The organism is Massilia sp. AB1, assembly GCF_018119385.1.
In the GTDB taxonomy this organism is placed as follows: domain Bacteria; phylum Pseudomonadota; class Gammaproteobacteria; order Burkholderiales; family Burkholderiaceae_D; genus Telluria.
This window is the reverse complement of record NZ_JAGKSG010000019.1, coordinates 88314-101616: the sequence shown is the minus strand read 5'-3', so window position 1 is coordinate 101616 and position 13303 is coordinate 88314. Positions and strand designations below refer to the sequence as shown.

Here is a 13303-nt window from a genome sequence, read left to right as displayed (position 1 = left end):
GGGGCGGCAGCACCGGCGCGCCGAGTTCGCGCAGCAGCGGCGAGCTTTCCGGCTGGCCGACGGCGCCGGCTGCGCGCATGTATTCGTAGCGGTCCATCGCGAGCGAGTTCGAGGCTTCCTTGCTGCGCACCACGACCGGGCGCAGGAAGACCATCAGGTTGGTCTTGACCCGGGTGCGGGTGCGGTACTTGAACAGGTTGCCGATCACCGGGATGTCGCCCAGGCCGCGCACCTTTTCCTCGCCGTCGCCCTCGGTATCCTCGATCAGGCCGCCCAGCACGATGATCTGGCCGTCGTCGGCCAGCACGTTGCTTTCGATTGCGCGCACGTTGGTGGTCAGGCCCGAGGCCAGGTTGCGGGTCGAGTTGTCCACGCTCGAGTTCTCGTGGTAGATCGCCATCTTGATCGTACCGCCTTCCGAAATCTGCGGACGGACCTTGAGCAGCAGGCCCACGTCCTTGCGGTCGACGGTCTGGAACGGATTGCCGCCGCCGGTGGTGGTGTTGGTCGCGTACGAGCCGGTAATGATCGGCACGTTCTGGCCGACCTTGATCGACGCCAGTTCGTTGTCCAGCGTGATCATGTTCGGTGTGGACAAGATGTTGGCGTTGCCGTCGCTTTCAAGGGCGCGCGCCACGGCGCCCAGGCCGAGTTGGCCGCCCACCTGGCGGAACAGGCCGATCGACAGCCCGCCCGGCAGGGTCGGCACCGCGTCGCCGCTCAGTCCCTGGGTGGCGGCTGCGGCCAGGTTGACGATGTTGTTGGTCGGGTTGCCGCCGTTGAAGGACTGCAGGCCGCCCACGCGGTACCTGCTGTCGCTGTCGCCGGTGGCGCCCACCCACTGCACGCCGAACTCCGAGGCCTTGTTCGAGTTCACCTCGACCACCAGCGCCTCGATATAGACCTGGGCGCGGCGCACGTCGAGCTGGTCGATGACGGAGCGCAGGTTGCGGTAGACCGCGTCCGGCGCGGTGATGATCAGGCTGTTGGTCGAGGCGTCGGCCTGGATGAAGCCGGAACCGGTGCCGCCGCCGGCGCCCCCGCCGCCGCCGAGCTGGCCCTGCTGGCCGTAGCTGCCGCCGCCGCCAACCGCGCTCACGGCCTGCTGGCCCTGCTGTCCCTGCTGGCCGCCGAGTCCGCCGGCGCCGCCCTGGCCGCCGGCCTGGATCGAGCCGCCCGAGGTGCCCTGCTGCTGCTGCGGGACCGCCGAGGCGTCCTGCGACACCACGGCGCGCAGGGTCTGGGCGACGCGGCTGGCGTCGGCGTTCTTCAGGTAGACGACGTGGATATTGCCCTGCGACGAAGTCGACTGGTCGAGGCGCGCGATCAGGCTCTTGGCCAGGTTGGCGCGCGCCTGCGAGGGGGCGCGGATCACGACCGAGTTGGTGCGCGGATCGGCCAGCACGGTGACGCGGCCGGAATCGCCGCCCGCCGCCGGTTCCATCAGGCGCGTGACCAGCTGGGCGACGTCGGTGGCGATCGCGTTGCGGATCGGGATGACGTCGAGGTCGGCGGCCACCGGCGCGTCGAGCGCGGCGATGATCTTGGCCAGGCGGCGCAGGTTGTCGGCGTAGTCGGTGACGACCAGGGTGTTGTTGCCCGGGTTCGCCATGATCGAGTTGTTCGGCGAAATCAGGGGACGCAGCACGGCGGTGAGGTTGGCCGCCGATTCGTAGTTCAGGTAGAACACCTGGGTCGCTATCTGGTCGCCGGTGGCGCGGCTGGCGCGCACGCCGCCGACCTGGGTCGGCGAGGATTGCAGCTTGGCTTCCGCTTCCGGCACCACCTTGGCGTAGCCGTCGCCGCTGGTCACCACGGCGAAGCCCTGCAGGCGCAGCGCCGAGGTCAGCAGGCCGAAGGCCTGGGTCTTGCTCAGCGATTTTTCCGACTGCAAGGTGATCGTGCCCTTGACGCGCGGGTCGATGATGAAGGTCATGCCGGTGTAGTGGCCGATCGCCTTGATCACCGATTCGATGTCGGCATTGACGAAGCTCAAGGCGGCGGCGTTCGCGCTTTCCTGGGCCAGGACCGGCAGGGGCACGGCCGTGGTCGCGGCGAAGCAGCACAGCATGGCGCCGGCGGCAAGACGGCGCAGGGCCGGGATCTCGAAGGTGGTACGGGTAGTTGTTTTCATTATCTGAACTCGAGTGCGATTACGTTTTTGCCGTTCACCATGCGGCGCTGGCCCAGCAGGTTCAACATGTTCCCCAGCGTCTCTTCGTAGCCGTCGGCGGCCGTGGCCTGCCCGGAGAAGCGCAGACGTCCATTTTGCAACATTCCAGAGCCCGTCAGCAGCAAAGCGCCGCGTACGGTGCGCAGGTTCAAATCGGCCTGCGGGCCGCGCCAGTCCATCACCATCTCGTAGCTGCCCAGCGGCTTGACGGGCGACATGCGCGAGCCCATGTCGGCCAGCGACAGCACCGTGCGGCCCTGCACCGCCACCCTGTTTTCCTGGCGCAGCAGGTCGAGCCTGTTCCAGGTGAGCTTGATCGCGCCGCTCAGGGCCAGCGTGTTGAGCGGCGCCCCAAGGCCGGCCAGTCCCTCGGCCGGCAGCAGCAGCTCGCCGGGGCTGACCTGCCATGCCGACCAGCTCCCTTCTATCCTTACCGGCCGGCTCAGGGCCTGGGGGTTCTCCAGTTCCATGTGCACCCGGCCGAACAGCACCAGCGGCGACAGCGACCAGGCGAAGCGTCCCGGCAGCAGCGGCGTGACCGCTCCGCCCTCGCCCGGCGCCCCGCCCACGAAGGCCGAGCCGCGCCACAGCGTACCCTGCGCATCCCCCAGAGTCAAACGGCCGCCGGTCTGCTTTTCGACCATGGGGCCGAGCCAGGCGGCGGGCAGGAACACGAAGATCGTGGCCAGCACCGCCAGCACGACCAGCGCGCCCCAGGCAAGCGCGCGCTTCATGGAGCCGGCGCGCTGCCCTGGCGCAACGTCAGGGTAGCGTCGACCTGTCCCACCGGATCTTTCGCGGTGAAAACGGCGTCCTGCACCAGCACGCGGTTCTCGCGCCGCTGGGCGTCCATCCAGGCCACCAGGTTGGCGAAGGACACGCCGTCGAACTGGACCTTGGCGAATTCGCCTGTCAGGGTGAGCGAGGCGGCGGTCAGGCCGCGCGTGGCCAGGCTCGAGCTCAGGCCTTCGCGCGTCATCGGCGTCACGGCCGGCGCCGGCTGGGCGTTCAGGGCCTGGGCCTCGGCGGCCAGGGTCTGCATCTGGGCGGCCTGCTGGCGCAGCTCGGGCAGCGAACGGCGCAGCTGCTCGCGCCCGCTCAGGGCCGGGTCGATGAACAGCAGGTAGACCAGGGCCAGCACGGCCACGCCCGCCCCTACGGCGAGGAACTTGCGCTCCTGGTCGGTACGGGCGAGCCAGTAGGCCAGCGCGCGCTCGCGCAATGCAAGGATCTGGGCGGCGATGGTCATGGTGTGGCTCCCGTGCTGCGGATGATCCAGGTAGCCGGAGCACTTTCCTCCAGGCTCAAGTTACGGGCCGACAGCGCCGTTCTCATCTGGGCAGTGACGGACGGGTCGATGGTGTCCGGCTTGACGCGAACGGTCAGCGCGCGTTCGCGGAACTCCATCGATGCGATGCCGGGCTGGCGCCCGAGGCCGCGCATGGCTTCGCCCACGGCGCCGGCCAGCCACTGGAATTCGTCGGAAGCGATCTGGCCGCTGCCGGCCTTGGCGCGCGCGATGTTCTGGCGCATCTGGGCCACCGGGTCGATCGCCGGGGTGTTCGGATAGACCGAGCGGAAGGTCTGGGTGATCTGGGCGCGCACGCTGTCGGCTTCGCGCTTGAGGCGCAGCCATTCGATGTTCAGGCCGATGATGTTGACCAGGATGGCCAGCAGGGCCAGCCGGATCGGCCAGCGCCAGCGGCTCCAGTCGCGCTGGGCCACGCCGGCCGCGCCGAGGCCGGGCACCAGGTCCATCGTGGCGCTCCTGGCGCCGGCAATCCAGTGCGCCCAGGCATCGCTTTCCAGGCTGATGCCGGGGCCGGCTTCGGCCAGCAGCACCTGGTATTCGCCCAGCTGCTCATGCGGCACGTAGAGCACCAGCGGCGCGTCGCCCGAGAGGGCGCGTGCGGTCTGCAGGATCGCCTGCGGGTTGCCGTCCATGGCCAGGCCCAGGCCTTCGTACTGGCTCTGGCGCAGCACCAGTTCGCCGTTGCCGATGGCGGCGCTGACGCTGCCCGGCTGCAATGGCAGGCACAGCTGGGCCGGCAGCGCCGACACGGCACGCGCGCCTTGCACCAGCAGGATCTTGACCAGCGGCTCGAGCCAGTCGCGCTGCACCACCGCCACCGGGCGGCGGCCGTCGGCCAGCTGGGGGGCGGCGACCAGCACGCAGTCGAGCGGGTCGCCCAGGATATGTTCTTCGACCAGGGCGGGCAGCGCGGCGCGCAGGCGCGCGCCGCTCAAAGGCGGCGCCTGGACCGGCAGCAGGGTGACGTCGGCGCCGGCCAGCACCAGCACCACGCGGCGGCTGGCGGCGACCACATCGCCCAGGTTGCGCAGCGGGCCCTCGCCCTGCTGTTCGATGGCGCCGCCCTCGGCGACGAGGGCGAAGCGGCACAGCGCGCCCTCGCCTTCCGCCCGGGCCGGATGCCGGATATAAAGAGTAGTCAAACTGTCTCGCTTTCTTTCTTCTAGTTCTGGCGGGTCCAGACCACCTTGGTGCCGCCGCCGATGATCCCCGAACGGCTGATCAGGGACTCGGCGTTCAATGCCGCCCGGTCGAGCCGGATCCGGCTCTGTACCAGGAAATACTTGCTCTGCTTGTCGATCGCGCCCTCGAGCAGCCCGTTCGTCGTTTTCAATTCGCTCTTGAACTGCTCGATGTCGCGCCAGGGCGTGCGTTTCCTGCGCTCGACCAGCACGTTCGCTTCCGACAGCGAATACTCGGGCAACACCGCCGCCAGGACCTCGGGCGGCGCGGTATTCACGTTCACCGGCGTCGGCTCCGGCAGGACGATCACGAAAGGCCGCAGCTTCTGCATCACTTCCGGCGTGAAACCCTGCAGGCTCATCAGGTCATCCACCCGCAGCAGCGGCATCGGCGTGCCGGCGATCTCACTCGAGCGCTGCCGCACCGGCGGCGTCCCGGTCTGCTGCCCCCCCTCGCCCTCGGGCACGAAGGGCGGCGGCTGCCCCGCCGCCACCATCTTCGCCGCGCGCTCGGCCAGCCTGCCGTCGATGCGCAGGTTGGTCAGCAGGCGGTTGAAGATGAACTGCTGCTCGGGGACGACCATGCCGTCCCTGGCCAGGTTGGTAAGATTGTAACGCGACGTGGCGTCAATGATGTTACCTGACAGGGAAGCTTCGAAATTCTCCCCCTCGATGCGTTCGCGTTCGATGAACTGGTCGAGCCGGGTCTCGGCCAGCGGCGTGGCCCAGATCTGGTCGAGCGAGGTGTAGTCGCCCGTATAGTTACTCTGGCGCAGCACGACGCTGGACCAGTCGAGGGCGCCGCGCAGGATCCACTGGGTCTGCAATTGCAGGCGCTGGTTTTCCATCGAGCGCACCTGGACCTGCTGCTGCCAGAACAGGCTGGCGACGATGGAGATGGCCAGGGTGGTCAGGAGCAGCGCGGTCACGACCGCCACCCCGCGCTGGCGTTGCATGCCGGGCCGGCGCATCAGGTGCCTCCCAGCAGGAAGGATTTGATCATTGGCGCGGCCAGGTTGCGCACGTTGAGCGCGACCTGCACGCCGGTCGGCTCGTTGCTGGCGCCGGTCGGCGCCTGCACCAGCGGCGGCTGCTGTTGCTGCTGCGGGTTGCCGACCACCTGGGCCGGTTCGTTGCGCCACGCATTGTTCTGCCAGGCCTGGATCTGCATGCCGAGCACGCCGTTCTGCAGCGCCACCGGCGGCGAGTTCTGGGCCGGCGCATCCGAGGAGATCGATTGCCACAATTGTTCCAGCTGGGCCAGGTCGCGCGTGCCGGGCGATTCGCGCCGCAGCAGCTGGCCGCCGGCGACGCGGTAGGACACGACCTGCAGGCGCGAAGGCTCGTTCTCGACGTACACCTTGCGCACCAGGGTCAGGCGGTCGGCATCCCATTGCAGGTAGGGACGGCGGCCCAGCACGTCGCCGCCGGCCAGGTGCGCGCAGTCGCTCTGCATCTGGGCGAAGGCCAGCTGCATGCCGCGCGTGGTTTCCATCTGCTCGGTCAGGACGATGCGCCCGCGCACGATGCCGTCCAGGCCGCGCCAGCCGAGCACGGCCACGATGGCCAGGATCGAGATCGCCACCAGCAATTCGACCAGGGTAAAGCCTGCGCGGCGCTTGGAAATCGTCATACCGGGGAAGGCCTCAGGACCAGTTGGACCAGTTTGACAATCCGGCGGCCCGGGTTGTCGACGTCGAACACCGAGACTTCGATGCGGCGCAAGAGCGGGTTCGGGCTGGTGAACACTTCTTCTTCGCAAATGAGGTTCAGGTCGCCCTGCGGGCAGGGGAAGCTGCGCCGTCCGATTTCGGGAAATTCGCGGCCCAGGCGGATCTGCACCAGCCGGTTCTCGGCCGACCAGGTGGCCATCATCGAGGCGCGCAGGCCGGCGCTGTTGGCGGTCAGGCTGCCGACGGCGCGCAGGCCGGCCGACAGCGCGGTGCCGACGATGACCAGCGCCACCAGCACTTCGAGCAGGGTGAATCCGCGTGATGAAGGTCGCCGCATGCTCATTCGACCGTGAAGTGGCCGACGCCGTCGGCACGGATCGCGACCGTGTTGCCGCCCGTGGCCATGGTCAGCAGGAAGGGTTTGTCGACCGGTTCGCGCCCGAAGGTGATGCGCAGCAGGTCGCCGCCGCCGCTGGCGCCGGCCGGCTCCAGCACCAGCTGCAGGGGTGCGTTCTTGAACGTGCGTTCGCGCAGCAGGTCGTCGCGGGTGACGGGCTCCCAGCCGGTGTCGTTGCGCACCATGAAGCGGTAGCGCTCGCCATTGGCCTCGAAGGCCACCAGGCGGTTGCGCACGATGGCTTCGTCGCGCGCCAGCTGCAGCAGCAGCGCCAGGCGCTGGGCTTCCTGCTGCAAGTCCTGGCGCGGACTCGGGATGGCGTTCAGCGAAGCCAGGCCCAGCGTGATACCGATGATGACCAGCACCACCAGCAGCTCCACCAGGGTGAAGCCTCGAGCCGGCGCGCGCGTGGCCTGTGGCGGTCGCAGGGCCGGCATCAAGAAATTTACTCCCAGGAACCGACGTCGGCATCCTCGCCGGTGCCGCCCGGCTGGCCGTCCGCGCCCAGCGAGAACACATCGATCTCGCCATGGATGCCCGGCGACAGATACTGGTAGGAATTACCCCACGGGTCCTTCGGCAGCTTCTCGATATAGCCGCCAGCCTTCCAGCCGTTGGCGGCCGGACCGGCGGTCGGCTTGGCGATCAGGGCGTTCAGGCCTTGCTCGGTGGTCGGGTAGCGCTGGTTGTCCAGCTTGTAGAGCTTGAGCGCCTGCATCATGGTGGCGATATCGACCTTGGCGGCGGTCACGCGCGACTCGCCGGTGCGGCCCAGCAGCTTGGGCACGACCAGGGCGCCGAGGATGCCGATGATGACCACCACGACCATGATCTCGACCAGGGTGAAGCCGCGTTGGAGACCGCGGTGCTGCTTGCGTTGCATGTCAATGTGCATAAATGTTCTTCTACTATGAATCGTTGGAAGCAGACCAGTATAAGCCCGAACGATGACACGCTTGCTTAGATCGGGCTTACTGTTCCCAGAATAGCAACTCAGGGCTGCAATTGTAAGGCAGCTTCGCCGGCACTGTATCGTTAAATCGTGCGCTCAGGCATGAGTCGAACAGACTGGGCAATTCGGATCACGCGCGATGCCGATGCTGGTCCATTCCATGGCCCGGCCGTCGAGCAGGAGAAGGCGCCCGGCCAGCGGCTGGCCGATACCGGCCACCAGCTTCATGGCCTCGGCCGCCTGCATGGCGCCGATCACCCCAACCAGGGGCGCGAACACGCCCATGGTGCTGCAGGCCACGTCCTCGTACTGGCTGCCTTCGGGGAACAGGCAGGCGTAGCAAGGGGCGCCCGGGCGGCGCGGGTCGAACACGGACAGCTGGCCGTCGAAGCGGATCACGGCGCCGGACACCAGCGGCACGCCGGCCGCCACGCAGGCGCGGTTGACGGCGTGGCGGGTGGCGAAGTTGTCGCTGCAGTCCAGTACGACCGTGGCGGAGCCAGCAAGTTCCCGCAGGCGCTCGGGACCGGCGCGCTCGCGCAGGGCCACGACCTCGATGTCCGGGTTGATGGCGAGCAGGGCTTCACGGCCGGACTCGGCCTTGGGCTGGCCGATGCGGGCGGTGGTGTGCATGACCTGGCGCTGCAGGTTGGTCAGGTCGACCTCGTCGTCGTCGACCAGGGTGATGCGGCCGACGCCGCCGGACGCCAGGTAGAGCGCCGCGGGGGAACCCAGGCCGCCGGCGCCGATGAGCACCGCGTGCGCGTTCAGGAGCTTTTCCTGGCCTTCGATGCCGATCTCGTCGAGCAGGATGTGGCGGGAGTAGCGCAGGAGTTGGGTGTCGTTCATGGTGCTGATGGGGTTATGGGTGCCTCATGAACTTGGGTCCCCGCCTTCGCGGGGACGACGGTCTCAAGGGTAGTGGTAGGGTCAAACATCACCACTGCTCCATGCACGTCGTCCCCGCGCAGGCGGGGACCCAAGTTTCCTTACCTTCGCGCAGCGCTGTTATTTTTTAGGCGGCGCCTTGATCTCCGGCGGCTTGTGCTCCGCCCCCGGCAGCGGCTGCGGCGCCGGCTTGCCGCGGTTGTCCTCGGTCTTGGCCAGCTGCACCGGCAAGCCCTTGAAGTGGTTGATCGCCTGCGCCAGCTGGAAATCGTCCTTGCTGCCGAACTCGAGCGGCTTGCGGTCCTTCAGCAGGGCCAGCGCACGCTTCTGCTGTTCCAGGCTGTCGTTCGCGGCGGTCTTGGCGGCGGCGCCCTTTTCCTTCTTCTCGTTCTCGGCCGCCAGGTGGCGCTGCAGGTCCGCCTCGCGCACCCGCAAGGCGTTCAGCATGTCGCCCTCGGCGGTCTCGTGCACGCGCAGGTCGGGCACGATGCCGGTCGCCTGGATCGGACGGCCCTTGGGCGTGTAGTAGCGCGCCGTGGTCAGCTTGATCGCGGTGTCGGCCGACAGCTGGCGCAGGGTCTGCACCGAGCCCTTGCCGAAGGTCTGGCTGCCCAGCACGATGGCGCGCTTGTAGTCCTGCAGGGCGCCGGCCACGATCTCGGAGGCCGAGGCCGAGCCGCCGTTCACCAGCACTACCATCGGCACCGTCTTGAGCCCGGCCGGCAGGCCGGCCAGCGGATCGCCGCGCTGGGCATAGAATTCGCGCCGGCCGTAATAGGCCGTGTTGGAATCGGGCAGCTGGCCCTTGGTCGAGACGATCACCTGGTCCGGCTTGGGCAGGAAGGCCGCCGACACGCCGATCGCGCCCGGCAGCAGGCCGCCCGGGTCGTTGCGCAGGTCCAGCACCAGGCCCTTGATCTCCGGATTCTCGGCGTACAAGGCCTTGGTCTTCTTGGCCAGTTCTTCCAGCGTGTTTTCCTGGAACTGGCTCACGCGCACCCAGGCGTAGCCGGGCTCGACCAGCTTGGCCTTGACGCTCTGGACATTGATCTGTTCGCGGGCGACCGGCACCACCCAGGGCTGGTCCTCGCCGGGGCGGGCGATGGTGAGCGTGACCTTGCTGCCGACCTTGCCGCGCATGCGCTTGATCGCCTCGTCGACGTTCATGTTGCGCACCGGGACGTTGTCGATGCGGGTGATCAGGTCGCCCGCCTTGATGCCGGCCTTGTGCGCCGGGGTGTCCTCGATCGGGGACACGATCTTGATGTAGCCGTCCTCGCTGGCGATCTCGACGCCGACCCCGACGAACTTGCCCTGCACGCTTTCGCGCATCTCGCGGAAGGATTTCTGGTCGAGGTAGACCGAGTGCGGGTCGAGCGAGGCGACCATGCCGCCGATGGCTTCGGACAGCAGCTTCTTGTCCTCGACCGGCTCGACGTAGTCGGTCTTGATCAGGCCGTAGACGTCGGCCAGTTGGCGCAGCTCGTCGAGCGGCAGCGGCGCGCCGTTCTTTTGCGCATAGGCCGAGAACTGGAAGGAAGCGGCCACGCCGGCCACCATGCCCAGTCCGATCAGCCCGAAATTCTTAGCTCTCTTGCCCATGTTTGCCCCTAGAATTTGACCCAGCTTGCCGGATCGAAGGCCTTGCCGCGATGCCTGAGCTCAAAGTATAGCCCCGATTCCTCGTTACCGCCGGTATTGCCCGCGCTCGCGATGGCCTCGCCAGGACGCACCATGTCGCCGGCGCGTTTCAGGAGGGATTGGTTGTTTCCGTAGATCGACAGGTACTCGCCGCCGTGGTCGATGATGATCAGGTTGCCGAAGCCGCGCATCCAGTCGGAATACACGACCCGGCCCTGGGCCACGGCGCGCACCTCGGCGCCTTCGGCGGCCCTGATGAACATGCCCTTCCAGGTCGGTCCTTCGCCGCGGCGCGAGCCGAAGCGCGCCGCCACGCTGCCGCTCACCGGCGCGCCCAGGCGTCCGCGCAGCGAGGCGAAGGCGCCGGCCGGGGCCGCGGGCGCCAGGCTCACTTCGGGCGGCGGCGGGGTGGACGGCCTGGTGTCCGCCGGCTTGGGCTGCTCGGCCACTTTCGGCGGTTCGGGTTCCGGTTTCGTGGCCGGTTTGGCGCCGTTCTTCGCCTCTTCGCGTGCGAGCCGTTCGCGTTCGGCCTTCTCGGCCGCGGACTTGGCGCGCGCCAGGGCCCGCGCCTTTTCCTCGGCTTCGGCTTTCGCCCTGGCGGCGGCGAGCGCGGCCTGGCGGCGCTGCTCGGCCTCGGCCTGCTCGCGGATCAGGCGGCTCAGGCGGTCGACCAGGCCGCTCATGCGCTGTTCGTCGCGCTCCAGGCGGTCGGCCTGCTTGCGCTGGTCGGCCAGGCGGCTCGACAGATTCTGCAGCAGCGCGGCGCGGCGCGCCTTTTCCTTTTCCAGCCGTTCCTTCTGGTCGCGCTGCTCTTGCGCGATTTCTTCCAGCTCCTGCTTGGCGTTCTCGACCTTGTCGAGGTTGGCCTCGACCTGGGCCAGGTTCGCGCGCAGCGAGCCCAGCAGGCGCGCCTGGGCCTGGGATACATAGCCCATCAGCTGCAGGTCGCGTGCGATGCGGTTCGGATTGTCGCCGGACAGCAGCAGCTTGATCCGGTCTTCGTTGCCAGCCACGTAGTGCTCGCGCAGCAGCCTGGACAATTGCTTCTTCTGAACAACAATTGTTCGGGCGAGACGTTCCTGCTCGGCCGCGATGTCTTCCAGGCGCGTATTGGTCTCGACCTGTTCCGTCGCCAGGTCGCGCAGGGCGCGGTTGGCGTCCGAGATCGCGTCTTCCGATTCCGCCAGGGTGTCGGCGGCGTCTTCCCTGGCGTCCTCGGTACGGCTGATCTCGCGCTTGATCGCCTCGAGCTTCTGCTTGATGCCGGCGCGCTGCTTTTCCGCGGCCGCCTTCTGGCGGCTGCGTTCGGTCTGGCGCTGGGCCAGGGCGTCGGGAGACAGAGCGATACCCAGGAGCGCGCACAGCAGCGCGCTCCCGAGGAACTTCGTGATTGGCAAACGCAAGACCTTACTTCGCCTTCCCTTGGTTGGCCACGGCCGCCATGGCGGCGGCGATCGCTTCCTGGTCGCCCAGGTAGTAGTGCTTGATCGGCTTCAGGTCGGCGTCCAGCTCATACACCAGCGGCTGGCCGTTCGGGATGTTCAGGCCGACGATGTCGGTGTCGCTGATGTTGTCCAGCATCTTGATGATGGCGCGCAGGCTGTTGCCGTGGGCCGAGATCAGGATGTTCTTCCCGGCGCGGATCTGCGGGGCGATTTCCTCGTCCCAGGCCGGCATCACGCGCGCCACGGTGTCCTTCAGGCATTCGGTCAGCGGGATCTGGGCCTTGTCCAGGCCGGCGTAGCGCGGGTCGCCGAAGGAGGTGCGCTCGTCGCCCGCTTCCAGGGCCGGCGGCGGGGTGTCGTAGCTGCGGCGCCAGACCAGCACCTGCTCGTCGCCGAACTTGGCGGCGGTCTCGGCCTTGTCCAGGCCCTGCAGGGCGCCATAGTGGCGTTCGTTCAGGCGCCAGTCGTTCTTGATCGGCAGGTACATCATGTCCATCTCGTCCAGGGCCAGCCACAGGGTGCGGATGGCGCGCTTGAGCACCGAGGTGTAGGCGACATCGAAGCTGAAACCGGCTTCCTTGAGGACGCGGCCGGCGGCTTTCGCCTCGGCAACACCTTTCTCGGTCAGGTCGACGTCGGTCCAGCCGGTGAAGCGGTTTTCCAGGTTCCAGGTGGATTCGCCATGGCGCATGAATACGATTTTGTACATAAGCTGATCTTCAAAAAAAGAGTGGTTGGATGGCTGGTTCGGCTTCTATTTTATAATGCCCCGATTCAGTTCAACCATTGGATGCCTTGTGAAATTCATTCTCGATAATATCTTCGTCGTAGCAATCGCCGTGATTTCGGGCGGCGCCCTGCTCTGGCCGGCCCTGGCGCCGCGCGGCAAACGCGTGTCGCCGCTGCAGGCCACGCAGATGATTAACCGCGGCAAGACCCTCGTGCTGGACGTGCGCAGCGCCGACGAATTCGCGGCCGGCCACGTGCGCGACGCGAAACATGTTCCGCTGGCAGACTTGGCCAATCGACTCGGCGAGCTGGACAAGTCCAAGGGCCGCACCGTCGTCATCGTGGACCAGAACGGCGCCCGTGCCGACAAGGCGGCGCGCCAGCTGCAGGCGGCCGGCTTCGAGGACGCGCACGCGCTCGAGGGCGGCCTGGCGGCGTGGACCGCAGCCGGCTTGCCGCTGACCAAATAAACCTTTCAGGAAGGAAGCATCATGACCGCACACGTCGTCCTCTACCACACCGCCGCCTGCCCCTATTGCGTCCGCGCCGAGCGCCTGCTCGAAGCCAAGGGCGTGACCGACATCGAACGCATCCGCGTCGACCTCGATCCGGAGCAGCGCCAGATCATGATGCAGCGCACGGGCCGCCGCACCGTGCCGCAGATCTACGTGGGCGAAACCCATGTGGGCGGCTTCGACGACCTGTACGCGCTCGACCAGGCCGGCCGCCTGGATCCGCTGCTGAAAGGCGAATAAGCCTGGTTTGGACGGCTCTGCGCCGTCCAAACGGCGGGTGCATGACAGGTTTACAACGGCCCGGCAAAGCGCTATTGCATCCAAATTGATTTTGATACAATTGTGATCGCGTTTGACCAATGCACCCTGAACGGACAGCCGTTCTCCACAATTTAAA

Annotated in this window: 15 protein-coding genes and 1 tRNA gene; 4 read left to right on the top strand and 12 right to left on the bottom strand. The window is 67.6% G+C overall.

Annotated features, from left to right (window positions below):
- Positions 1–2134 (bottom strand): type II secretion system secretin GspD (gene gspD, locus J8847_RS13050; RefSeq protein WP_211525140.1); only part of this gene is annotated, 2134 nt, incomplete at its 3' end.
- A 96-nt stretch (positions 2135–2230) separates the two neighbouring features.
- Between gspD and J8847_RS13045 the strand changes: the two genes are divergently transcribed.
- Positions 2231–2346, top strand: a tRNA-OTHER gene (locus tag J8847_RS13045).
- Positions 2347–2389: 43 nt separating this feature from the next.
- On the top strand, positions 2390–2944 hold the full coding sequence (locus tag J8847_RS13040; RefSeq protein WP_211525139.1) for a hypothetical protein: 555 nt from the start codon (positions 2390–2392) through the stop codon (positions 2942–2944).
- Here the strand turns inward: J8847_RS13040 and gspM are convergent.
- The 11 genes from gspM to gpmA form a co-directional block, all read right to left on the bottom strand.
- Positions 2904–3422, bottom strand: a complete 519-nt coding sequence (gene gspM / locus J8847_RS13035; protein WP_211525138.1) for a type II secretion system protein GspM — start codon at positions 3420–3422, stop codon at positions 2904–2906. The two genes, J8847_RS13040 and gspM, sit on opposite strands and share 41 nt — an antisense overlap.
- Complete coding sequence (gene gspL / locus J8847_RS13030) at positions 3419–4627, bottom strand: type II secretion system protein GspL (RefSeq protein ID WP_211525137.1); 1209 nt, start codon at positions 4625–4627, stop codon at positions 3419–3421. Before gspL ends, gspM begins: the two co-directional genes overlap by 4 nt.
- Positions 4628–4647: 20 nt before the next feature.
- On the bottom strand, positions 4648–5622 hold the full coding sequence (gene gspK, locus J8847_RS13025; protein ID WP_229429778.1) for a type II secretion system minor pseudopilin GspK: 975 nt from the start codon (positions 5620–5622) through the stop codon (positions 4648–4650).
- 14 nt (positions 5623–5636) lie between these two features.
- Positions 5637–6299, bottom strand: coding sequence for a type II secretion system protein J (locus J8847_RS13020; RefSeq protein ID WP_211525135.1), 663 nt, complete (start codon positions 6297–6299; stop codon positions 5637–5639).
- Positions 6296–6682 carry a type II secretion system minor pseudopilin GspI gene (gene gspI, locus J8847_RS13015; RefSeq protein ID WP_211525134.1) on the bottom strand — a complete coding sequence of 129 codons (387 nt, stop codon included), beginning with the start codon at positions 6680–6682 and terminating at the stop codon, positions 6296–6298. Before gspI ends, J8847_RS13020 begins: the two co-directional genes overlap by 4 nt.
- A complete protein-coding gene (gspH, locus tag J8847_RS13010; protein ID WP_211525133.1) occupies positions 6679–7173 on the bottom strand; it encodes a type II secretion system minor pseudopilin GspH in 495 nt (164 codons plus the stop codon). Before gspH ends, gspI begins: the two co-directional genes overlap by 4 nt.
- 8 nt (positions 7174–7181) lie before the next feature.
- A complete protein-coding gene (gene gspG, locus J8847_RS13005) occupies positions 7182–7619 on the bottom strand; it encodes a type II secretion system major pseudopilin GspG (RefSeq protein ID WP_211525132.1) in 438 nt (145 codons plus the stop codon).
- A 165-nt stretch (positions 7620–7784) separates the two neighbouring features.
- Positions 7785–8537, bottom strand: a complete 753-nt coding sequence (locus J8847_RS13000; protein ID WP_211525131.1) for a HesA/MoeB/ThiF family protein — start codon at positions 8535–8537, stop codon at positions 7785–7787.
- Between the two features lie 159 nt (positions 8538–8696).
- A complete protein-coding gene (locus tag J8847_RS12995; protein WP_211525130.1) occupies positions 8697–10178 on the bottom strand; it encodes a S41 family peptidase in 1482 nt (493 codons plus the stop codon).
- An 8-nt stretch (positions 10179–10186) separates the two neighbouring features.
- Positions 10187–11614 carry a peptidoglycan DD-metalloendopeptidase family protein gene (locus J8847_RS12990; RefSeq protein WP_211525129.1) on the bottom strand — a complete coding sequence of 476 codons (1428 nt, stop codon included), beginning with the start codon at positions 11612–11614 and terminating at the stop codon, positions 10187–10189.
- A gap of 10 nt (positions 11615–11624) precedes the next feature.
- The gene (gene gpmA / locus J8847_RS12985; protein ID WP_211525128.1) at positions 11625–12371 is read right to left on the bottom strand and encodes a 2,3-diphosphoglycerate-dependent phosphoglycerate mutase; all 747 of its coding nucleotides are present in this window, start codon (positions 12369–12371) and stop codon (positions 11625–11627) included.
- An 88-nt stretch (positions 12372–12459) separates the two neighbouring features.
- Between gpmA and J8847_RS12980 the strand changes: the two genes are divergently transcribed.
- Entirely contained in the window at positions 12460–12861 is a 402-nt protein-coding gene (locus tag J8847_RS12980; protein WP_211525127.1) for a rhodanese-like domain-containing protein, read from the top strand.
- A 21-nt stretch (positions 12862–12882) separates the two neighbouring features.
- Positions 12883–13146, top strand: a complete 264-nt coding sequence (gene grxC, locus J8847_RS12975; protein WP_211525126.1) for a glutaredoxin 3 — start codon at positions 12883–12885, stop codon at positions 13144–13146.
- The last annotated feature ends 157 nt before the right edge of the window (positions 13147–13303 follow it).